Below are 21,469 nucleotides of genomic sequence, written 5' to 3'. Positions count from 1 at the left end.
TCAGGTTCAGCCAAAGGTCCTCCAGATACCTAGAAGGCTGGTGATCGTCAGCACCACGCCTACCAGCGTCAGCAATGGCTTTACCGCCACCCTGCGGGCAGCGTAAGCTCCGGCAGGAGCGGCGATGACTCCGCCCACGATCAGCCCCAGCGTCGGGCCCACAAGATCGGCAATGCCGATTTGCAAGATGAATACTGCCGATACCGCGATCGTGAGGAAAAATTCTACCGCGCTGACCGAGCCGATTACCTTGCGCGGCTCGACCCCCTGGACCAGCAGGTTGGATGTCACCACCGGCCCCCAGCCGCCTCCGCCTGCTGCATCGAGGAACCCGCCGACCAGGCCAAGCGGGCCGACATGACGGGCAGGACGCGGTTTGCCGGGATGCCGCAATCCCTTTATCACCAAGTAGATACCGATCAGCGTCAGATAGCCCAGCACGAACGGACGCACCACGGATGCGTCGATGCTGGTCAGCAGATAGGCTCCGGCAGTGCCGCCGATGACGCCGGGAACCAGCAGGCCCAGGAACAGCTTGCGGTCGATGTTGCGCTGGTAAAGATGGCTGATCCCCGAACTTGCCGTGGTGAAGCACTCCACCACATGCACTTTGGCAGAGGCGAGCGCGGGCGGCATGCCGAGGATGCCCACCAGCAGCGTGTTGCAGATGACGCCGAAAGCCATGCCCAGCGCTCCGTCGATCAGCTGCGCTGCAAAACCGATACCGATATAGGGCAGCATGTCAGCAAAGAGCCCGATATGCTCCAGTTCCATAAGCGCGTATCCAGCTTCTATGCAGAAGCAATGCGATTACGCGCTCTTGCGCGTGCCGCCGACGCAGAATTTATGCACCTGTGCGAAGTTTGCATTTCCATCGACGCCGATGCCGACATAAAAGCCGCATGAAGCATTCGCCATCAGGCATCAGGGAGCGTTCGCACGCAACACCGGCAGCGCGAACTTACCGCCGACGGTATCTGAAATACCACACCTCATGCCCCTGCCGTCGCGCCTTGACTTCGTAACGGGTCTGCGGCCAGCCACCTGGCCGGGTGGAGAAATCCTCAGGAGTACGGCACAGCCACTCGAAGCTGCCGACATGCCGCTGCATCACCATCAGCGCGTGGCGCAGATAGATTGGATGATCGGTGCCGAAGCGGAACTCGCCGCCTTGCTTCAGCTTGGCCGCGATCAGGTCCACGGGACCATCGTTCATCATCCGCCGCTTGGCGTGTCGCGCCTTGGGCCATGGGTCTGGATGAAGCAGATAGACAAACGAAAGGCTGCCATCGGGTACGCGAGCCAGCACCTCAAGCGCATCGCCCATGTGCAGCCTCACATTGGGCAGCGCCTGATCCCGCACATGCATCAGTGCGCCGACCACGCCATTGACAAAGGGTTCTGCGCCGATGAAGCCGTGGTCGGGCAGCATGTCCGCGCGGGCCGCCAGATGCTCGCCCGATCCAAAGCCAATCTCGAAATGCATGGGCCGATCGCTGCCAAAAAGGTTTGCAGCTGTTACTGGTCCATCCGCGGGCACACGCAGCTTCGGGTAAAGCTGGTCGAGCAGTGCCTGCTGACCATCGCGCAGCCGTTTGCCTTTCGATCGCCCGTACAGACGGTTGAGAGTAAGGGGATCGCCAGGCTTGTTCGCAGTCATGCGCAGGGCCGATAGCCGCGTTCCTGTGTCAGGTCGAGCCTTCCGGCAGGAGCATCTCGACAAGCTGTGCCACCTGCTCCAGCCGCTCGTCGGGATCCGCGATTTCCACCGGCAGAAGCAGGCGGTCGCCTTTGCGTACGAGCGGCGTTGCCGCTGCATTGCCGGCAAAATCCTTTGCCGGCGTCAGCGCGATGGCTGCCGGACCTGCATCGATGCGCGCAATCGACGCTGCCTTTGCAGACACACGCACCCGCGCCAGCGCCAGCAGCCGCCGCGCTTCCTCCGGCATGGCGCCGAACCGGTCCTCCAGCTCTTCGGCAAAGGCATCGAGATCGAATGCATCGTCGATCCGGGCCAGCCTTGCATAGAGCGTGACGCGCAGTTCAGGATTGGGAACCCAGCTTTCCGGCAGGGTGCCGCCCACCCCAAGGTTGAGTTCCGGGGTCCAGCGTTCCACCTGTTCGCCGCGCGTCGTGCGCAGCGCGGCTTCAAGCAGAAACTGGTAGAGATCGATCCCGATCAGCTTCATATGCCCCGCCTGCGCATCGCCAAGGAGGTCGCCCGCGCCACGCATGTCAAGATCGCGCGCGCTGATCGCGAAGCCTGCGCCAAGCCGGTCGAACGCTTCCAGCGTCCGCAAACGCTTCATCGTGCGCGGCGCGATGCTCGCATCGGGGTCAGTCAGCAGCATGACATGGCCGCGCCTGCTCGCCCTGCCGACACGGCCGCGCAACTGGTGCAGCTGCGACAGGCCGAACCGGTCGGCGCGCCAGATTACCATGGTGTTGGCGCGCGGCACGTCGAGCCCGGCCTCGATGATGTTGGTGGCAAGCAGGATATCGCCTTCTCCCCTGCCGAACCGCACCATCGCCTCATCGATTTCGCCTGCCGGCATGCGGCCATGTGCCTGCAACAGCTCCAGCTCAGGCATCAGCCGGCCAAGCCGTTCGGCAACCGGCTCCATATCTTCGATCCGCGGGACGACGACGAAGCTTTGTCCGCCCCGGGCTTTTTCGCGCAGGATCGCACTGCGCACCTGCCCGGTGTCGAATGTGCCGACAGTGGTGCGGATTGGCTGGCGCCGGGCAGGCGGCGTGGCGATCACCGACAATTGCTGCAGGCCGATAAGCGCATTTTGCAAGGTGCGCGGAATGGGCGTGGCCGACAGGGACAGCATATGGCCCGCAGACATGGCGCGCAGCTTCTCCTTGTCCCTGGTGCCAAAGCGCTGCTCCTCATCCACGATGACCAGGCCAAGATCCTTGTAGCAAACCGTCTTGCCTGCGACGGCGCCTGTGCCGATGACGATGTGAACCGAGCCATCGGCAAGCCCTGCCTTTACGTGGCGGGCCTGCGCCGCGCCAACCAGGCGGGAAAGCCCGGCAACAATGATACCGCTGCCGGCAAAACGCTGCGCAAAGGTTTCCAGATGCTGCCGGGCGAGAACAGTCGTGGGCGCGGCAAGCGCAACCTGTTTGCCGGACAGAGCGGCAATGGCGGCGGCGCGCAAGGCGATCTCGGTCTTGCCGTACCCCACATCTCCGATCACCAGCCGGTCCATCGGCTTTCCGGCGGCAAGATCGTCGCGCACTGCTGCAATTGCCTTGGCCTGATCGGGCGTTTCAGTGAACGGAAAGCCTGCAGCAAACCGCTCATAAGCATCGCTCGGCGGGTCGAGCACAGGCGCTGTTTCACTGTCACGGGCAGCAGCAAGTTCAGACAGGGCGCGGGCACTTTCCGCAATCGCTGCATCAATATCGGCACGCCGCCGGTGCCAGCTGGATCCGTCGAGCCGGTCAAGCGTGACAGCGTCGGCTTCTGCGCCATAGCGCCAGATGCGGTCGGCTTCTGCCACCGGCACCAACCGCAGATTGTCATCGGCATAGGCAAGCACGATCGCATCGCCGCCGCTCCCCTCCGATTCACCGGGGAGGGCAGGCATCGGCTCCAATCCGGCAACGCGGCCGATGCCATGGTCCTCATGCACGACGATGTCGTCGATCCGGATATCGCCAAAACCGGACAGTGCCTCCACTGCCTGCAAGGTGGAACCCGATGTGGTCTCGGCTCGGCTGCCCAGCAGGTCGGCGGCGGCAATCGCCATTATGGTCGTTCCCGCAAAGGGACCAGAGACTGGACCACCGCTGTAAAATCCCCGATCCGCAGGCGCGATGATGGCCTTGATCTTGTCACAGGCACTCTCAGGAATATCACGCCACCGCGTGACGTAGGCAAGCTCCTCCTTCATCACGGACCCGATCCGTCGTTGCAAAAAGCGCAGATCGCGAGCGCTGCCGATAATCACGATGTGATTGCCGGCATCACGTTCCGCCCTTGCCAAACGGACGAATTGTCGAAACGCGGACCGGCTTTCGGCGAAGCGGGGCGGTGGCGCGGCAAGACGGTGCAGCGCCAGAATTTCGCGGGCCGCGCAAACTTCCTGCCAGCGCTCCTCTGTTATGATGGCAGGCACTGCCTGGGGCCGGTGGCGTGCTGCATCCTCGCTCAAGGCAAGGAAGCGCTTGCGCCGGTCGTCCGCCGCTGCCGGCACCATGATGCGGGCTTGGGGCAGGTGCGCCAGCAGCGATACGCCGCCATCCTGGAGTAATGGCTCGGATGCGCGGCCGATCTCGCAATGCTGTAACGCCTCAATGGTGCGCTGGTCGAATGGATCGTAGATTTTGATGCCGATGATGGTTCCGTTCTGCTCCTCGATCCGCAAGGGACAGGCGGCATCGGCGGGAAAAATGTCCAGCACCTGCCCGCGCAAGGCGATCTCTCCCGGCTCATCCACCCGCTCATCGTGAAAATAGCCGATTTCTTCCAGCTCGCCGCACAGTCTGGTGAGATCAACCGGGGCGCCAACCCTGGCGCTGGGAGGCAATGCGGCAAAAGCGTCTGGTGGCGGATATGCCCGGGCAATCGCTTCACCCGTCGTGATCAGCGCAACAGGCAGGCGATCCTCGGCGGCAAGCGCCTGGCGCACCCGGCGCAGCGATGAGACGCGCTCTCCCACATTGGCAGGCGAAGCGGGAGCAGCTTCGCCCGGCAGTGCATCGCTCGATGGTACGAACGCGACCACCGCATCGGGGGCCAACGCGCGCAGACTTTCATAAATGGAGCGGGCACGCGGTTCATCGGCCGCAGCCAGCAACAGATCGCCTTGTGTCAAGGCTTCGGCCAGCGCAGCAGCGGTTTCGCAGGTGCCCATGTCGGCAACCGGCGTTACGGGTGATGCCGTAAGGCGCGTGATCGCGTTGGCGTCAGATGACATGGTGAGATAGCATGGGCAGGTCTCTTTGCTCCTGTAAGCAGAACCGGCAGAACGGAATTTCCTCGGCGACGTTCCCGTTCACGTCTGGCCCGTTCACGTCTGGCCCGTTCACGTCTGGCCCGTTCACGTCTGGCCCGTTCACGTGTGGCCCGTTCATGGCTGGCCTGCCGGACATTGCGGTATCAAGCATTGGTCCGTTCACTTTCCGCTTGCCTTGTTCCGCACGCGCCCTTGTCGGAAGGTGGCGCAGGGCATTTCCCGGCAACGCAATTGCTGGCATGGCGGCAATGATGGAAACAACGCGACTTCATGGGTGTGCCGACCGGGCGATTTCCTGGTGGCCGTTGCCCGCATGAAAGCCGTATTGGGCTGGTTTGGCAGGCGGGCCATGCTTTACCTGCTGCTGGTGGTGGCGATCGGTGCTGCCACTTTCATGCTGCCGTGGTTGCGGAGCGAATGGGCAGCGGCAGGTGCGGCGCAGCGCAACGTGCAGGCGCTGGAAATCGCACTGCGCGAGGTCCGGGCCGGGCAAAGTGCAGCGCAGGCCCGGCTGGATCGGGACGCCGCGCGGTTCCGCAGTTTGTCGCAGGCGCAGCTTGGGCAGGAAATCGCCCGACGGCAGAAGCAGCGGCAGGCCGCGCAGGCCACCTTGAGCAACACAGGGCCGCTTGCCCGGATCGACCCGCGCGCGATTGTCACGCGTAAACAGACCGAGCTGGAGATTGCCGTTCTTGATCAGGAGATTGCCGCGCTTGCTGCTGCCCGCGACGCATTGCAGGCAGGCATGCTGCGCAATCGTGCACAGGCTGCGTTTGAAGCTGCCGGCCCGGCGCCGAGCGAGGAGGCGACACTTGCATTGGAGCGCCGGTGCGACACGGCTCGCGCTGCGCTGCGTCGGTACAAAGCCCGGCAATGGATCGATGAACAATTGCGCGAACTGCTGACCGAGGAAGGCACGCAGCTGGCACAGCAGGAACGCCAGTCCTGTTCGGCGGCACGCACGGCGCGCAACCGACGCGATATCGCGGCAGCCTATCACAAGGCGCAGGAACGCCATGCAGCGGCGCAGGCCTGGACTGCAGGTTCAGTCAAAGATGTCACGGCAGATATCGAACAGCGGCTGGCGCAGGAGCGGGCAAATGCAAGCAATTCGCTGCGCGCGCGTAGCGTGGCAGAGGCGGAACGTCTCCAGCTGCCTGCGATCCTGAAGGCAGCGGCGTTCGCCCTGCTGCTGATCATCGTCACGCCCTATGCCATCAGGCTGCTGTTCTGGTTCGTGCTGGCACCCATTGCGGAACGGCGCGGTGCGATCCGGCTCGATGTAGAAGGTGGAGCGGGCAAAGCCATTTTGCCGGCCCCTGTCAGCCAGCCATCGGTTGCGATCCGGCTTGCGCAGGAGGAGTATCTGCTGGTGCGGCAGGATTACCTGCAAACAAGCTCGCAGCACGGGGTCAAGCAAACGCAATGGCTGCTCGACCGGCACCATCTGTTCAGCAGCATTGCAAGCGGCATGACTTTCCTGACCCGGATCAGCGGTGAGGGTGACGTGACGACCATTTCGGCGCTGCACGATCCGTTTGCCGAGGTGACCATTGTCACCCTGCCACGGGGCGCAGCCTGCGTGCTCCACCCGCGGGCGCTTGCCGCTGTTGTTCAGCAGCAGCGCTGGCGGATGCGGATCACCAGCCACTGGCGGCTCTTCTCGCTCAACGCCTGGCTGACCATGCAACTGCGTTTCCTGGTGTTTCATGGCCCCGGACGCCTCGTTGTAAAAGGCAGCCGCGGGGTGCGGGTCGAACAGGCAGAGCGCGGGCGCATTTTTGCGCAGGACCAGCTGGTCGGCTTTTCCACCGACCTTGCCTACAGCGTCACGCGCACCGAAACTTTCTGGCCATATTTCCTGGGGCGTCAATCCTTGCTCAAGGACAGGGTGGAGGCGGGCAACGGCATTCTCATCATCGAGGAGGCGCCGCTGGCCGGCCGACGCGGTTCCGGGCTGCGTCACGGGCTGGAAGGGGCAGTGGATGCAATGCTCAAGACCGTGGGGCTGTAACGATCCCGATTGTCCCGCAGCTGAAATCGGCCCGCATTTAAAACATGCAAAGCCCTGCACAATGATGTATGGGCGCGGCACGTGTATGGGGCAACGCAATGGCGGCATTCGTCATTGCCCGTCGATCCTGTCTGGTGCTGATCGAAATGATCCTGCCGGCAGAACGGCTCATGCCATCCTTTATTTACAGCCTGCCGGTTGCCGCGGCGTGGCGCATCAATTGCGAGAACCATGGATTTTACCGGACTTGCGCCGATTCTCGGCGAAGCATTGGCCGAACGCGGCTATGAAACACCCACCGAAGTGCAGGGCGCCGTGCTTCAGGAAGAGGCGCTTGGCCGCGACCTGATCGTGTCGGCGCAGACCGGCTCGGGCAAGACCGTGGCGTTCGGCCTCGCCATGGCGGATCTGTTGTTGCAGGACAACATGACCGTGTTCGGCACGGCGCCGGCCGCGCTGGTCATCGCCCCCACCCGTGAGCTTGCCCTGCAGGTCAGCAAGGAGCTTGAATGGCTCTACGCCAAGGCCGGCACCCGCATCGCCACCTGCGTCGGCGGCATGGACGCGTCACGCGAACGGCGCGTCTTGCAGCGCGGCGCGCAGATCGTCGTCGGCACGCCGGGGCGGCTGCGCGACCATCTGGAACGCGGCGCACTTAACCTGGCGGAACTGAAGGCGGTCGTGCTCGACGAAGCGGACGAGATGCTCGACATGGGCTTTCGCGAGGATCTGGAGGAGATCCTCGACGCAACGCCGGAAACACGTCGTACGTTGCTGTTTTCGGCCACGATGCCCAAGCCGATCGTGTCGCTGGCAAAACGCTACCAGCGCGATGCGCTGCGCATTTCCACTGTCGGCGAACAGCGCGGCCATGGCGACATTGTCTATCAGGCGATGACGGTCTCGCCGTCCGATGTGGATGCCGCCGTGGTCAATCTCCTGCGCTTTCACGAGGCGGAAACGGCGATGCTGTTTTGCGCCACGCGCGACAATGTCCGCCGCCTGCACGCGACCTTGCAGGAGCGCGGCTTTGCCGTGGTCGCGCTGTCTGGCGAACATTCGCAGAATGAGCGCAACCAGGCGCTGCAGGCGCTGCGCGACAAGCGCGCGCGGGTCTGCGTCGCTACCGATGTCGCGGCGCGCGGTATCGACCTGCCGTCGCTGCGGCTGGTGGTGCATGTGGAAATCCCGCGCGATGCCGAAACCTTGCAGCACCGTTCGGGCCGCACCGGGCGCGCTGGCAAGAAAGGCACGGCGGTCATTGTCGTGCCCTATCCGCGGCGCCGCCGGGTCGAAGCCATGCTGCGCGGCGCCCGGATCGAGGCGGAGTGGATCGAGGCGCCGACGCCTGCCGCCATTCGCCAGCAGGACCGCGAACGCCTCTTGGCGGGGTTGCTGGCACCGGTCGAGTTCGACGATGAGGATCGCGAACTGGCAACGCGGCTGATGGCGGAAAAATCGCCGGAGGATATCGCCGCTGCGCTGGTGCACGCGCATCGTGCCGCCATGCCGCAGCCAGAAGAGCTGATCGAGAACACGCCCGAAGCGCGCAAGACAGCGCAGAAGGAACGGCATCGTCCCGGCTTTGAGGATATCATGTGGTTCAAGCTGGACATCGGCCGCAGGCAGAATGCCGATGCACGCTGGATCCTGCCGCTGCTGTGTCGGCGCGGGCACATCACCCGCGATGAGGTCGGCGCGATCCGCATTGCCGCCAGCGAAACCTATGTTCAGGTGCCCAAGGCGATTGCGGGCCGCTTTGCCGAGACCGTCGCCCGCACCGGCGCGGCCAGCGGCGGACAGGAAGGCGACGACGTCAGCATCGTGCAATCTGACGAAGCGCCACGCGAACAGGCCCGCGAAAATTGCCGTGCCGGAGGGGGCCGCCGCGACAACGCCGGACCGGGTGGTTCAGGCGGATTTGGAGGAGGGGGGCAGCGTGACAATCCGCGCCCCTATGGCGGCAATGGCGGCAAGGGTCGTTTTGCCAAGGGCGGGAAGAAGCCGTGGGGCGACGCATCGGGCAAACCGCCGGGCGCAAAGCCGCATCGCAAGGGTCCGCCAAAGCGCAAGCCGCAGACGGATTGAGCGGGCGGACGAATCATGAAGACATTGAGACTGATCGGGCAGGCTCAGGCAGGGATGGTGAGCTGCGAAGCGATTGGGTTTGCCGCTGAACCACGGCATGCAGATCACCGTCTGTCGCAGACATGTTGAGGAGCTACACAAGATGAAGATCACCGCCGATACTGCCGCCATAGTGACAGGTGGCGCTTCCGGACTTGGCGCTGCAACCGCGCATGCGCTTGCTGCCAAAGGAGCCAGGGTTGCGCTGTTCGATCGCGACAGGGAGCGCGGCGAAGCCGTGGCGCGCGACATTGGCGGGCTGTTTTGCGATACCGACGTTACGGACAGTGCATCGCTGGAGAGCGCCTTTGCCAGATCGCGTCAGCATCAGGGGCAGGAAAGTGTCCTGATCTGCTGCGCGGGCATCGTTGTGGCGCAAAAGACCGCCTCACGCAGCCGCGAAGATGACACCATCCGCCATTTCGACTTCGAGGCTTTCCAGCGCACGATCGACATCAATCTGGTCGGCACGTTTCGCTGTATCGCGCTTGCCGCTGCCGGGATGATGCACCATGCCGCCGCTGATGGTGGAGAACGTGGCGCGATCATCACGACTGCGTCGGTCGCGGCAGAGGACGGCCAGATCGGGCAGGCGGCCTATACCGCATCCAAGGCCGGGGTGCTGGGCATGACGCTGCCAATCGCCCGTGACCTCATGAACGAGGGCATCCGCATCAACACCATACTGCCTGGCATCTTCTCGACACCGATGATGGCCAGCATGCCCGACAAGGTGCAGGACGCGCTCGCCGCATCGGTACCGTTTCCCAAGCGTCTGGGCGATCCGGCCGAATATGCCGCAATGGCGATCAGCCTGGTCGAGAACAGCTATGTGAACGGCACCAGCATCCGGCTTGACGGCGGGATCCGCATGGCCCCGCGCTGATCGGCAGACAGGTAGCGGGCGGCGCTGGTGCGCCGCCCGTATTTTTCAAAGGTAGCGCATGGAAATGCGCGTGGTCAGCCCGGGCTTCGGCACACTGAGGCGGACAGAGCGAAACGACGGCAGTCCGGCCACCGTGCTCGGATTGTTGGAAAAGCCGAAGCCTTCGGTGGGGATGCCAAAACGCCCCCGGTCAAGCTTGCGGCTGGCATTCTCGTCATGGTAGACAGCAATGACCCAGATGCCATTGTCGGGAAGCTTCAGGCAGGCCCTTGTCGTGCCTGCCTGCGCCGGAACGCGCACCACGTCGCGCGACCCGCCCTTGGCAAGAAACTTGCTGCGCTGATCGTCATAGAGCGTAAGGGTGATATAGCCGTCGGAGCTTTTCACGCCACTGGTTTCGACCCAGATGTGACTGGCGCCGCTCGTATCGCCCGCGCAGCCCGCCGGCAGGGCTGCCTGTGCACTGACCGGAGTTTGTGCAAGAACGGACAGGACTGCTGCTGCTGCGAGCCCGGCAAGGCTTTTTTTGCTGAAAGCGCGGCCTGCGCGCTGGATGCTGAAGTTCACGCTGTCATTCCCCTAATTCCTGCTCCGGTCCGCAGGTGCGGCAGCTTTGGAAAACCAGATGGTCTGCGTGGGCCTGCCGATCAAGCCTGGTCTCGTCCGCGTCCATCGATCGCCCGCCTGCTGCGACACCGCACCGGTGCTGTTCAGGCGTATCTCTGGCAAAACCTGGGTTAAGCGCTGCTGAACCCCGACACCTTGGGACCGTGACACCCCGAACCGCGGGCTTGCAGCATGTGCCGGCGCAAATGCGCCTGGCAAAATGCGTCTGGCCGAACTGGTCTGGCGGATCAGGCCTGCTGCGACGGATCTGCTCGGATGGGCCTGCTCGGAAGGGGGTGCTCGAGCCCGAATGGCCTGACAGCCGGTCCGATGATGCTTGTATGCTCCGGGTCATTTGGCGTAGGTGCTGCGGCATGGCCCCGCTTATCTCTCCATCCATCCTGTCCGCAGATTTTGCCCGCCTGGGCGAAGAGGTGCGCGCTATTGACGCTGCCGGAGCCGACTGGATCCACGTCGATGTCATGGACGGGCATTTCGTGCCCAATATCACGATCGGACCTGCCGTGGTGAAGGCATTGCGTCCGCATAGTGCCAAGCCGTTCGACGTGCATCTGATGATCGAACGGGCAGACAACTATATCGAAGCCTTTGCCGACGCGGGTGCCGATATCATCACGGTTCACCCCGAGGCCGGCCCTCATGTCCATCGCACGGTGCAGGCGATCCGGCAGTTGGGCAAGCAGGCCGGCATCTCGCTCAATCCGGCAACACCTGCCAAGATACTGGATTACCTCCTGGACGACATTGATCTTGTCCTGGTGATGAGCGTGAACCCCGGTTTTGGGGGGCAAAGCTTCATCGCATCGCAATTGCGCAAGATTGCCGCGGTGCGCAAGATGATCGATGCCAGCGGCCGATTTATCCGGCTGGAAGTCGATGGCGGTGTCAATGCGCAGACCGCACGAAGCTGTGTGGATGCAGGCGCCGACGTGCTTGTCGCAGGTTCAGCCAGTTTTGCCGGTGGACCGGAGCGTTACGCGGACAACATCGCGGCGCTCAAGGCAAGCTGATCCCCCCGATGGCGATTTGCGCCTGCCGGCAGACGCAGGCAATTTACCCTCACATCCTTACATCTTACATCTCACAAAGGGCCCGTTGTTGATGGACAGCATGATCAAACCCCGCCGTGCATTGCTCTCCGTATCGGACAAGAGCGGTCTTGCCGAACTTGGTTGTGCGCTTGCTGCGGCCGGAGTCGAACTTGTCTCCACCGGCGGAACGGCGGCTGCATTGCGTGCTGCCGGCCTCAAGGTCACGGATGTGGCGCAGATTACAGGTTTTCCCGAAATGATGGACGGCCGGGTCAAGACGCTGCACCCCATGGTGCATGGCGGGCTGCTGGCGGTGCGTGACAATCCGGGCCATGCAGCCGCGATGGAGCAGCACGGCATCGCCGGCATCGATATACTGGTGGTCAATCTCTACCCGTTTGCACAGACGGTCGCCAGCGGTGCGGATCGCGATACGATCATCGAGAACATCGACATCGGCGGCCCGGCCATGGTGCGCTCTGCGGCAAAGAACCACCGTCATGTTGTGGTGCTTACCGATCCTGCCGATTACGCCCTGCTGAAGGCACAACTGGACGAAAATGGCGGTACGCAGATGGAGCTACGCAAACAGCTGGCGGCCAAGGCTTTTGCCGCGACGGCCGCCTATGACGCCGCTATCAGCCAGTGGTTTGCAGATGAAGATGCGCAGCAGCCGTTTGCGCAACGGCGCGTCGTTGCAAGCCGGTTGGTCAAGACCCTGCGGTATGGGGAAAACCCGCACCAGCGCGCCGCGCTGTACATCTGCGATGCGGTTGACGCCAAGGGCCTGCCACAGGCTGAACAGGTACAGGGCAAGGCACTGTCATACAATAATTACAACGATGCCGATGCAGCATTGCAGCTGGTCGCGCAATTTCGCGACGGACCGCCTGCGGTTGTCATTGTGAAGCACGCCAATCCGTGCGGAGTCGCTGTGGCCGATACTCTGGCGCAGGCATGGGACCGGGCACTGGCATGCGATAACGTGTCGGCGTTCGGCGGGATCGTGGCGGTCAACCGCCCCCTCGACGGCGAAACGGCCGAGCGCATCTGCGGGATCTTCACAGAGGTGGTGGTCGCCCCGGGAGCCGATGCGCAGGCGCGCGCAGCCTTTGCCGCAAAGAAGAATCTGCGGCTGCTCATCGTCCCGGAACTGCCCGATCCGCACCACAGGAACCTGGTGCAGACCCCGATCACGGGCGGCCTTCTGCTGCAGGACCGCGACAGTGCGCAGGTTGCACCTGCTGACCTGCGGGTCGTGACAAGCCGCCATCCTACCGAAGCGGAGATGCGTGACTGCCTGTTCGCGTGGACTGTGGCGCGGCATGTGAAATCAAACGCGATCGTCTATGCCAAGGACGGACAGACCGCCGGCATCGGCGCCGGGCAGATGAACCGGCGGGACAGCGCGCGCATAGCGGCAATCAAGGCCGTCGAGGCTGCAGCGGCGCATGGATGGGAAGTTCCGCTGACCCATGGCAGCGCAGTTGCATCAGACGCTTTCTTTCCGTTCAGCGATGGCCTGCTGGCTGCCGCCGAAGCAGGAGCAACCGCAGTCATTCAGCCGGGTGGATCAATCCGCGACGATGAGGTGATCCAGGCGGCCAACGAGGCCGGTCTTGCCATGGTGTTCACTGGCATGCGGCATTTCCGGCATTGAACCTATGGCATGACGCTGCGCCAGACTGTTCAGCGACATGTCATCAAGTATCGTGTAGAAGGGTAAGGCTTTGGCACAATCTGGCGCCAGAGCTTTTGAAAGACCCGCATGCGCTTCCTGTTTTCCCTGCCTGAAAATTCTGAACCACGGACGGAGCGGCGGCGAAGACCGCTTGCCCAAGCAGTTCTGGCGTTTTCAGCAGCAAGTCTGCTGGTTTCCTGCCAGCAGATTGCGCATGCTGAAGAGGCGGTGAAGACGCCGGTTGCGGCAGTGCAGGCGAGTGAAACTCCGGGGCTGAAGACCGCGCTCTTTGCAGGAGGGTGTTTCTGGGGCGTGGAGGCGGTGTTCAGCCACGTGAACGGCGTTACCAGCGCGGTGTCGGGCTATCACGGCGGCAATGCGGATGATGCAAATTACGCCTCGGTGAGCAGCGGGGCCACCCGTCATGCAGAGGTGGTGAAGATTACCTATGACCCTTCGATCGTGCGCTATGACGAGTTGCTGCAGATCTATTTCGGCGTGGTTGCAGACCCGACCTTGCTGAACCGGCAAGGTCCTGATCGTGGGGCACAATATCGCAGTGCCATCATTCCGGTTGAAAGCGGGCAGACCAAGGTTGCCCGTGCCTATCTCAACCAACTTGGCGAAGCTGGCTTGTGGACCAGCCCTGTGGTCACGAAAATCGAACCATACAAAGCTTTCCATCTGGCAGAGCGCAAGCATCAGGATTTTGCGCATAAGAACCCGCGACATCCCTACATCACGCGCTGGGATGCGCCGAAAATCCGCAATCTGCGCGCCATTTTCCCCGGTCATTATCGCCCAACATTTCGCGAGGGTTGAATGAACACCGACTTCAGCGCAGCACTGCGGCCAGAACCCGCCCTGCCGTGAGCCGAGCTGACCATGCATCCCGCCACGTCCATCAAGAGCACGCAGGCGCCACTCTGGTTTCAGAAGCCCAATCCGTACTGACCGCAGCGGGTGAGCAATGGACCGACCTGCGCGCAGCGGTATTCCGGTCACTCGCTGACCGGACTGCGCCTGCCTCTGCCTACGATATAGCCGAGGCTCTGTCGGCGGCAGCCGGGCGCAGGGTCGCTGCCAACAGCATCTATCGCATTCTCGACCTGTTTGTGCGGACCAATCTGGCGAACCGGATCGAGAGCCGCAATGCCTACCTTGTCAACACCCACCCGGGTTGCCGCCATGATTGCATTTTCCTGATTTGCGACAGTTGCGGCAAAGCGGTCCATCTTGACGACGATGTCCTGACCCGATCCTTGCGTGCTGCGGCAGGGGAGGCGGGCTTCAACGATGTGCGCCCCGTGGTGGAATTGCGCGGCACTTGCGCGGGTTGCAGCTGAAGAGGCAACTGGCTGAGCGGGCATAGGTGACAAGGGGTTGCTGCCACAAGAACCGCGATTCGTTAAAGACAGAGGCCACGGACAGCATCGAAGCAAAGTCACACGCTCTGAACGCCGTTCATGGCGGCGGCCTGTCTCCCGATGATGTTCAGGCACTCTGGCCCGCAGAAAGCATTTCGGGGCACGCCTTGTAGAAGGCTGCCCCGAAAAACCTGTCAGAATTGAACCGTCAACGCTTGGAGAACTGGAAGCTCTTGCGGGCCTTGGCGCGGCCATATTTCTTGCGCTCCACGACGCGGCTGTCGCGCGTGAGGAAGCCTTCGGCCTTGACCGTGCTGCGCAGTGCCGGCTCGAAGCGGGACAGTGCCTGAGCAATGCCATGCTTGACCGCGCCTGCCTGCCCCGAAAGTCCGCCGCCCTTCACGGTCGCGAATACATCGTACTGACCTTCGCGCTGGGTGACGCCGAACGGCTGGTTGATGACCAGACGCAGAGTAGGACGGGCGAAATACACTTCCTGATCGCGGCCGTTCACGACGATCTTGCCACTGCCCGGCTTGATCCAGACGCGCGCAGTCGCATCCTTGCGGCGGCCGGTCGCGTAAGCGCGGCCCTGGGCGTCGAGTTCCTGCTCGCGCAGCGGGGCGGGCGGAGCTGCCGGGGTGACCGGCGCATCAGGCGCGGCGTCGGCCGCGATTTCGGTCCCTTGCGTCAGATCCTTGAGATCGGCGAGGTCGTTCACTTCATTTTCGGCCATTACGCACCAACCTTGTTCTTGCGATTGCGGGCGGCAACGTCAATCATCTCGGGCTGCTGCCCTTCGTGGGGATGATCGGTGCCGGCATAAAGATGCAGCGCCTTCATCTGGCGACGGCCAAGCGGACCACGCGGGACCATGCGTTCAACGGCCTTTTCCAGGACGCGCTCGGGAAACCGCCCTTCAAGGATACGTTCCGGCGTGGTTTCCTTGATACCGCCGATATAGCCGGTGTGCTTGTAATACTTCTTGTCGCTCGTCTTGTTGCCGGTGAAACGCACCTTTTCGGCATTGATGACGATGACGTGATCACCGCAGTCGACATGCGGGGTAAAGCTGGGCTTGTGCTTGCCGCGCAGGATGTTGGCGATGATGACGGCCACGCGACCGACCACCAGCCCGTCGGCATCTATGACATGCCATTTCTTGTCGACCTCGGCCGGTTTGATCGACCGGGTCTGGGTGCTGAGCGCCTTCATGGCTGTCAGATCCTTTGATTGTTCGGAAAAGAAGAAACATGCGAACCGCCGTGACAGACAGCTCGAAGGCTGGCGCTGTCGCGCAAACCTTCAGGAAAGTCAAGCAGCACAAGGGTTTTACTGCAAGGTAAAATAATACCTTGTCCTAAATCTTGCGTGTTTGGACGCTCAGTTCGCCTGCGCCTGCGCCTTCGCCAGCGGCTTGCCGGTATGCGCGCGCTGACGCTGCTGCTGTTGCGTGCCCAGCACGTGCACGCCCCATGCAGTTGCCATCACAAGCAGCGCGCCAACGCCCTGATGCGCTACCGCGATCCATAGCGCGACACCGGTCATCACAGTTGCGATGCCAAGCAGGATCTGGGTTCCGAAGGCAGCATGGATCGCGATCGAAGCGGGACGGCTGCCCCGGTTCCGGTCTTTTCTGGCCAGCACGATCAGCACACCCACCGCCACCCAGGCCCACCAGCGATGGATGAAATGGATCAGGAACGGGTCCGCTGTCACTGCGTGCCAGACCCCTTGCGACCAGTCGATGCCCGCAGGGACGAATGCGCCCTGCATCAGCGGCCAGTCCCGGGCGACGTAGCCTGCGTCCAGCCCGGCCATCCAAGCGCCAAAGAGCATCTGCAAAGCCAGGATGATGAAAACGGCAAGTCCGAATGGCAGCAGCCGCGCACGGGCGATACCATCAGCATGACCGCGCAGGTCAAGCGCAGTCCAGACCAGCCCACCCAGCGTGAACAGCGCGGTCATGAGGTGGATCGACAGCCAGTAATGGCTGACGCTGGTACGTGCCTCGGCAACCGCCTGCGCATCGATACCTGACCGAACCATGAGCCAGCCGAACACTCCCTGCAACGCGCCAAGAGCCAGCAACGCCAACAGGCGCGGCTTGTATCCCGCAGGAATGAACCCTTTGATCCAGTACCAGGCAAGCGGAAGCGCAAAGGCGATCCCGATCACCCGCCCAAGCAGACGATGAACCCATTCCCAGAAATAGATGAACTTGTAATCGGCCATTGTCATGCCGGCCGGACCGTTGATCTGGAGGTATTCCGGTATCTGACGATAGGCGGCAAACTCCGCCTGCCATTGTGCCTCGCTCAGCGGAGGCAGTATGCCAGTCACGGGTTTCCACTCCGTGATCGACAACCCCGATTCGGTAAGGCGGGTAATCCCGCCCACGATCACCATCATTACCACCAAGGCAGCGACCGCCATGAGCCAGCGGGCGAGCAGGAGCGGGCGGGTCTGTGCCGCGTCGGGCAGTGCCGAACCGTGCAGAGTGTCCGAATAAGCCTTCATGAGATTGCTGTGATCCCAATTGCCGCAAACCGCAAGATCACTTGCTACATGTGACAATATATCATAGAAACGCCTTGTGCCGAAGATCCTGTCATCAGCCGATAGCCGCCAGTCAGCTTCCCCCACGAGGGTCCGACTTGACCGCTATGGTATCGCCCTGTCGGGACTGTGTGCCGTTCACTGCCTGGCATCGCTCCTGCTGGTCGGGATATTCGGTTTGGGCGGACATTTCCTGCTGGCGCCATCCATCCACAAGCTGGGGCTTGTCCTGGCTATCGGCATCGGGGCGGCGGCGATCTGGTTCGGGGTGCGCCGGCACGGACGCGCCGTGCCGCTTGCCATCGGTGCTGTTGGTATCATGCTGATGGCTGCTGCGCTGGTCGGGCCGCACGGCGTATGGGAAGCTGTCCTGACGATATGGGGTGTCGCCGTGGTCGCAGGAGCGCATATTCTCAATCTCCGGCTGCATGCCCTGACACGCTGACCGCTTGCGCCTGCGGCTGCTGCCCCTATGTCTGCCGCCATGGCCCACTCATCCGAACAACTCGCCCTGAACGACATCGCGATTACCGTGAATGGCGATTCGCTGACCGTGGCGGCGCGCACCTCCATTTCCGGTCTGGTCCGTCAGCTTGAGCTTGATCCGTTGAAAGTTGCAGTGGAACGCAACGGCGACATTGTCGCGCGCTCCACTTTTGACGATGTGCAGCTCGAGCCTGACGACCGGCTGGAGATCGTGCATTTCGTCGGCGGCGGCAGCGGCGACATGGCGGCCGACGATAGCTGGCAGGTTGCTGGCAGAACGTTCCGCTCCCGTCTGATCGTCGGCACGGGCAAATACCGCGACTTCGCCCAGAACGCTGCCGCGCTGGAAGCATCGGGCGCAGAGATCGTCACCGTCGCGGTGCGGCGGGTGAACGTGTCCGATCCCAAGGCGCCGATGCTGACTGACTTCATTGACCCGACCAAGGTTACTTACCTGCCCAACACTGCTGGCTGCTTCAATGCCGATGACGCCGTGCGCACGTTGCGGCTGGCGCGGGAGGCAGGCGGCTGGGATCTGGTCAAGCTTGAAGTGCTGGGTGAAGCCAAGACGCTTTACCCCGACATGCGAGAAACGCTGATCGCGACCGAAACGCTGGTGAAGGACGGGTTCAAGCCCATGGTTTATTGCACCGACGATCCGATCGCTGCGCGTCAGCTTGAAGAAGCAGGGGCGGTTGCCATCATGCCATTGGGCGCGCCGATCGGATCGGGTCTGGGTATCCAGAACCGGGTGACCATCCGCCTGATCGTTGAAGGCGCCACAGTGCCGGTGCTGGTGGACGCAGGTGTCGGGACGGCATCCGATGCCGCTGTGGCGATGGAACTGGGCTGTGATGGCGTGCTGATGAACACTGCCATTGCCGAGGCCAAGGACCCCGTGCTGATGGCAGGCGCCATGCGCCGCGCGGTAGAAGCAGGGCGCATGGCCTATCGTGCCGGTCGCATGGCGCAGCGCAAATATGCCGATCCTTCAAGTCCGCTGGCTGGGCTGATCTGATGATGCCGACGCTGGACCAGCGGCGTGTACGGGGCTCAGCGCAGCGGCTTGCCGTGCAGATCCCTGACTTCGACCCCCAGGCGCTTTAGCAAGGGCTGGCTGCGTACGACTTCGCCGGTCAGCGAACCGGGCGCGCGCGAACACAGGACGAGGGCCGCCTCGACCATGGTTTCCACAGGTTCGATATGGTCGCGCTCATCCCAGCCGCCAACTGCCAGCGCACCTTCACTGGCCACTGCGCCTACAGGTGCAAGCGCGTTCACAGCGATCTGCGAGCCGGCAAGTTCAAGCGCCCAGCCGGCTGTCAACCTGTCGAGTGCGGCCTTGCTGGCGCCATAAAGCGTGGCGTGACCTTCATGGTTGTAGCGGATGTAACGGTCCTCAAGATCCCATGGGGCAGGGGGCGGTGTATCGGCGGTTGCGCTGCTGATGTTGAGGATCCAGCCTGCACCCTTCGTGCGCATGTGGGGCAGCGCATCGCTGCACAGAGCCTGGGGCGTGAACACGTTCATCTGGAACGCAAGTTGAAAATGTTTTGCCGTCGCTTCCCAGATTGGTACGAACCGGGACCAGGCAGCGTTGTTGACGAGGATATCAACGCCGCCAAATGCCTCGACAGTGGCCGGCACGATCCTGGCGACATCCGCCGGATCGGCAAGATTGGCTTCGATCATGGTGCAGTTGCCGCCAGCCGATCTGATCGCGTCGGCGGTTTCCTGCAGCGAACCCGGCAGCTTGCCACCAGGGGAAGCCGTGCGTGCAACCAGCGCTACCGATGCGCCCTCGGCAGCAAAGCGGTGTGCAATGGCAGCGCCGATGCCGCGGCTGGCGCCGGTCACAATGGCGGAACGGCCAGTCAATGCAGGAGCTTCATTCATGAAAGGTTACCTCGGCCTGTAAAAGGTCAGCGCAATTTCGCTGCGCAGCAGGGCAATTACATCGGGATTTGCGTAGGGAAGGCAAGCACAAGTTTCGCAGATGGCGAGCGGGATTGACGCATGCACGACGGGGCGATGCGGCTGCGCAGGATGGCGGGTCTGGTGCGGTGGTCTGGCGGTGGGACTGGATTTACCGGCTCAGAGCACCAGCGGCACTTTAGTGCTTCCCACCGGACGGGTTCTGCGCAGGCAGGACTGGAACGCCGGTAAGCTCCGGGTGCTCGCCCTTAGTGCTGGGCGGCGCTGGGCTCCTCGCGTGCGACTATCCTGCGCGGATTGTGCAACATCACAGCGGCCAGCAGTAACGCGACGGCGCTGAACATGATGCCCGGCAACAGACAGCCAGCAGCGCTGCAATCTTCCCGCAATACAACCGCCATCGCGGCGAAACCACAGGTCAGCCAAATCAGGAGCGATGCCCGCCACGCAGGCCAAGCTCGGGCACCGGGGAAAATGATCTGCCCGACGGGCGATCGCGACATTGTGCAGCAGCTGGCCGGCATTGCGGCAAATGCTGGATGGGAAATGGTGGGCCCGGCAGGATTCGAACCCGCGACCTAGCCGTTATGAGCGGCCAGCTCTAACCACTGAGCTACAGGCCCGAAAAGCCGGGCAGCGTCTAGCCTTGGGTCTGCACAAAAGCAAGCAACAGGCAAAAAGATTGTCAGGGCTGGAAAACCGGGATCAGTCGCTTTATTGCGACCGTGACCCGGCAAGGAGTAAGGTTCTTGCTTTGATAATTTTGAAACTGTCGTCATGTGCAGAATGCGGATGTTGGCAGCGCTGGAGCGCGAGCATGATTTTTGATGACATCGACCGCCGTCTGCTGGTGGAATTGCAGGAGGAGGGGCGCATAACCAATGTCGAACTCGCACAGCGGGTCGGACTGACTGCGCCGCCGTGCCTTCGGCGGGTGCGTGCACTTGAAGAACGCGGGGCGATTCGCGGTTACCATGCGGAACTCGACCCGGTAACGCTGGGCTTTACCATCACCGTGTTTGCCATGGTCAGCCTCAAGAGCCAGTCCGAAGAAGCGTTGCGCGCTTTCGAGGATCAGATGGCCGAACACCCTGAAGTGCGTGAATGTCACATGCTTAATGGTGAAATCGATTTTATCGTCAAGATCGTCAGCAGGGATCTGGGAAGTTTTCAGCAGTTCCTGACCGGAAAGCTGACGTCGACGCAAAATGTCGCCAGCGTAAAGACATCGCTGGTCATCCGTTCATCGAAAGTGAAGCCGGGCGTTCCCATCGGCTAGCAACCGGACCGGTTCTGACTTCAGAAGCAGAAATAAGGCGGCCGCTCGGTGGCAGAAGCTGGACGCCAAGTGCCTGGCCGTTGCTTGTGGACGATGCCTTGATGGCGGCAACCACCTGCAAACCGCGGGCTGATCAGCAATGGCATACGGCGCGGTACGAATGGCGGGACAGATAGCTGGAACGGGAGAGACGCGAAGATCGGCAAACTGCTGCCGATCTTCGCAGATTGTCAAAGACGGTCCTTGAGACCCTTGGCAGCCGTGAATGCAACCTTCTTCGAAGCCGCGATGTCAATCTCTTCTCCGGTGGAGGGATTGCGGCCCTTGCGTGCCGGGCGGTCCTTGACAGTGAATTTGCCAAAACCGGGAACCGCCACTTCCTCACCTTCAGCGGCTGCCTGAGCGATCTGCTCGAACACGGCCTGAACTGCCGATTTGGCATCGGTATCGTTCATGTCCGTCGCGGCAGCAACCTTCTTGCTCAACTCTGCTATATTCATCAAT

20 protein-coding genes and 1 tRNA gene are annotated in these 21,469 nt (G+C 62.5%); 10 read left to right on the top strand and 11 right to left on the bottom strand.

Annotation, left to right across the window (positions count from 1 at the left end; translation table 11 throughout):
• Positions 1-6 precede the first annotated feature (6 nt).
• From RM533_RS07995 to RM533_RS07980, 4 genes are all read right to left on the bottom strand, one after another.
• On the bottom strand, positions 7-774 hold the full coding sequence (locus RM533_RS07995; RefSeq protein ID WP_311340701.1) for a sulfite exporter TauE/SafE family protein: 768 nt from the start codon (positions 772-774) through the stop codon (positions 7-9).
• A 187-nt stretch (positions 775-961) separates the two neighbouring features.
• Positions 962-1,660 carry a tRNA (guanine(46)-N(7))-methyltransferase TrmB gene (gene trmB, locus RM533_RS07990; RefSeq protein ID WP_311340700.1) on the bottom strand — a complete coding sequence of 233 codons (699 nt, stop codon included), beginning with the start codon at positions 1,658-1,660 and terminating at the stop codon, positions 962-964.
• A 28-nt stretch (positions 1,661-1,688) separates the two neighbouring features.
• A complete protein-coding gene (locus RM533_RS07985; RefSeq protein ID WP_311340699.1) occupies positions 1,689-4,934 on the bottom strand; it encodes a DEAD/DEAH box helicase in 3,246 nt (1,081 codons plus the stop codon).
• Complete coding sequence (locus RM533_RS07980; protein WP_311340698.1) at positions 4,924-5,091, bottom strand: hypothetical protein; 168 nt, start codon at positions 5,089-5,091, stop codon at positions 4,924-4,926. The genes RM533_RS07985 and RM533_RS07980 overlap by 11 nt, the downstream gene beginning before the upstream one ends.
• Positions 5,092-5,175: 84 nt before the next feature.
• On the opposite strand from RM533_RS07980, the gene RM533_RS07975 reads away from it, so the two are divergent.
• From RM533_RS07975 to RM533_RS07965, 3 genes are all read left to right on the top strand, one after another.
• Positions 5,176-6,987, top strand: a complete 1,812-nt coding sequence (locus RM533_RS07975) for a coiled-coil domain-containing protein (RefSeq protein ID WP_311340697.1) — start codon at positions 5,176-5,178, stop codon at positions 6,985-6,987.
• A 231-nt stretch (positions 6,988-7,218) separates the two neighbouring features.
• Positions 7,219-9,075: a DEAD/DEAH box helicase gene (locus tag RM533_RS07970; protein WP_311340696.1), complete on the top strand. Its 1,857-nt coding sequence runs from the start codon at positions 7,219-7,221 to the stop codon at positions 9,073-9,075.
• A 142-nt stretch (positions 9,076-9,217) separates the two neighbouring features.
• Complete coding sequence (locus tag RM533_RS07965) at positions 9,218-10,000, top strand: SDR family oxidoreductase (protein ID WP_311340695.1); 783 nt, start codon at positions 9,218-9,220, stop codon at positions 9,998-10,000.
• A gap of 45 nt (positions 10,001-10,045) precedes the next feature.
• On the opposite strand, the gene RM533_RS07960 is transcribed toward RM533_RS07965, so the two are convergent.
• On the bottom strand, positions 10,046-10,567 hold the full coding sequence (locus tag RM533_RS07960; RefSeq protein ID WP_311340694.1) for a DUF2141 domain-containing protein: 522 nt from the start codon (positions 10,565-10,567) through the stop codon (positions 10,046-10,048).
• 413 nt (positions 10,568-10,980) lie between these two features.
• Between RM533_RS07960 and rpe the strand changes: the two genes are divergently transcribed.
• From rpe to RM533_RS07940, 4 genes are all read left to right on the top strand, one after another.
• On the top strand, positions 10,981-11,637 hold the full coding sequence (gene rpe / locus RM533_RS07955; protein WP_311340693.1) for a ribulose-phosphate 3-epimerase: 657 nt from the start codon (positions 10,981-10,983) through the stop codon (positions 11,635-11,637).
• A gap of 91 nt (positions 11,638-11,728) precedes the next feature.
• A complete protein-coding gene (gene purH, locus RM533_RS07950) occupies positions 11,729-13,318 on the top strand; it encodes a bifunctional phosphoribosylaminoimidazolecarboxamide formyltransferase/IMP cyclohydrolase (protein WP_311340692.1) in 1,590 nt (529 codons plus the stop codon).
• Positions 13,319-13,567: 249 nt separating this feature from the next.
• Positions 13,568-14,161, top strand: coding sequence for a peptide-methionine (S)-S-oxide reductase MsrA (gene msrA, locus RM533_RS07945; protein WP_311340691.1), 594 nt, complete (start codon positions 13,568-13,570; stop codon positions 14,159-14,161).
• Between the two features lie 47 nt (positions 14,162-14,208).
• Positions 14,209-14,685 (top strand): Fur family transcriptional regulator, encoded by a 477-nt coding sequence (locus RM533_RS07940; protein WP_311340690.1) that lies wholly within the window; start codon positions 14,209-14,211, stop codon positions 14,683-14,685.
• A gap of 229 nt (positions 14,686-14,914) precedes the next feature.
• Here RM533_RS07940 and rpsI read toward each other — a convergent pair whose 3' ends face one another.
• The 3 genes from rpsI to RM533_RS07925 all read right to left on the bottom strand — a co-directional run bounded on the left by rpsI (position 14,915) and on the right by RM533_RS07925 (position 17,226).
• Entirely contained in the window at positions 14,915-15,442 is a 528-nt protein-coding gene (gene rpsI / locus RM533_RS07935; protein WP_311340689.1) for a 30S ribosomal protein S9, read from the bottom strand.
• Positions 15,442-15,921: a 50S ribosomal protein L13 gene (gene rplM, locus RM533_RS07930; protein WP_311340688.1), complete on the bottom strand. Its 480-nt coding sequence runs from the start codon at positions 15,919-15,921 to the stop codon at positions 15,442-15,444. Before rplM ends, rpsI begins: the two co-directional genes overlap by 1 nt.
• A gap of 168 nt (positions 15,922-16,089) precedes the next feature.
• Positions 16,090-17,226 carry a COX15/CtaA family protein gene (locus RM533_RS07925; protein WP_432265048.1) on the bottom strand — a complete coding sequence of 379 codons (1,137 nt, stop codon included), beginning with the start codon at positions 17,224-17,226 and terminating at the stop codon, positions 16,090-16,092.
• Between the two features lie 76 nt (positions 17,227-17,302).
• Between RM533_RS07925 and RM533_RS07920 the strand changes: the two genes are divergently transcribed.
• Entirely contained in the window at positions 17,303-17,710 is a 408-nt protein-coding gene (locus tag RM533_RS07920; protein ID WP_311340687.1) for a MerC domain-containing protein, read from the top strand.
• 39 nt (positions 17,711-17,749) lie between these two features.
• Positions 17,750-18,769, top strand: a complete 1,020-nt coding sequence (gene thiS / locus RM533_RS07915) for a sulfur carrier protein ThiS (protein ID WP_311340686.1) — start codon at positions 17,750-17,752, stop codon at positions 18,767-18,769.
• 35 nt (positions 18,770-18,804) lie between these two features.
• Here the strand turns inward: thiS and RM533_RS07910 are convergent, their stop codons facing one another.
• Together RM533_RS07910 and RM533_RS07905 are read right to left on the bottom strand one after the other, a co-directional pair.
• Complete coding sequence (locus RM533_RS07910; protein WP_311340685.1) at positions 18,805-19,647, bottom strand: SDR family NAD(P)-dependent oxidoreductase; 843 nt, start codon at positions 19,645-19,647, stop codon at positions 18,805-18,807.
• A gap of 586 nt (positions 19,648-20,233) precedes the next feature.
• Positions 20,234-20,309, bottom strand: a tRNA-Ile gene (locus tag RM533_RS07905).
• Between the two features lie 194 nt (positions 20,310-20,503).
• On the opposite strand from RM533_RS07905, the gene RM533_RS07900 reads away from it, so the two are divergent.
• On the top strand, positions 20,504-20,965 hold the full coding sequence (locus tag RM533_RS07900; RefSeq protein ID WP_311340684.1) for an Lrp/AsnC family transcriptional regulator: 462 nt from the start codon (positions 20,504-20,506) through the stop codon (positions 20,963-20,965).
• Between the two features lie 230 nt (positions 20,966-21,195).
• Here the strand turns inward: RM533_RS07900 and RM533_RS07895 are convergent, their stop codons facing one another.
• Positions 21,196-21,465: an HU family DNA-binding protein gene (locus tag RM533_RS07895; RefSeq protein WP_311340683.1), complete on the bottom strand. Its 270-nt coding sequence runs from the start codon at positions 21,463-21,465 to the stop codon at positions 21,196-21,198.
• Positions 21,466-21,469: the final 4 nt, after the last annotated feature.

Source organism: Croceicoccus esteveae (assembly GCF_031846435.1).
Lineage (GTDB): Bacteria > Pseudomonadota > Alphaproteobacteria > Sphingomonadales > Sphingomonadaceae > Croceicoccus > Croceicoccus esteveae.
The sequence above is the reverse complement of the archived record's forward strand: the minus strand, read 5'-3'. Positions and strand labels throughout refer to the sequence as shown.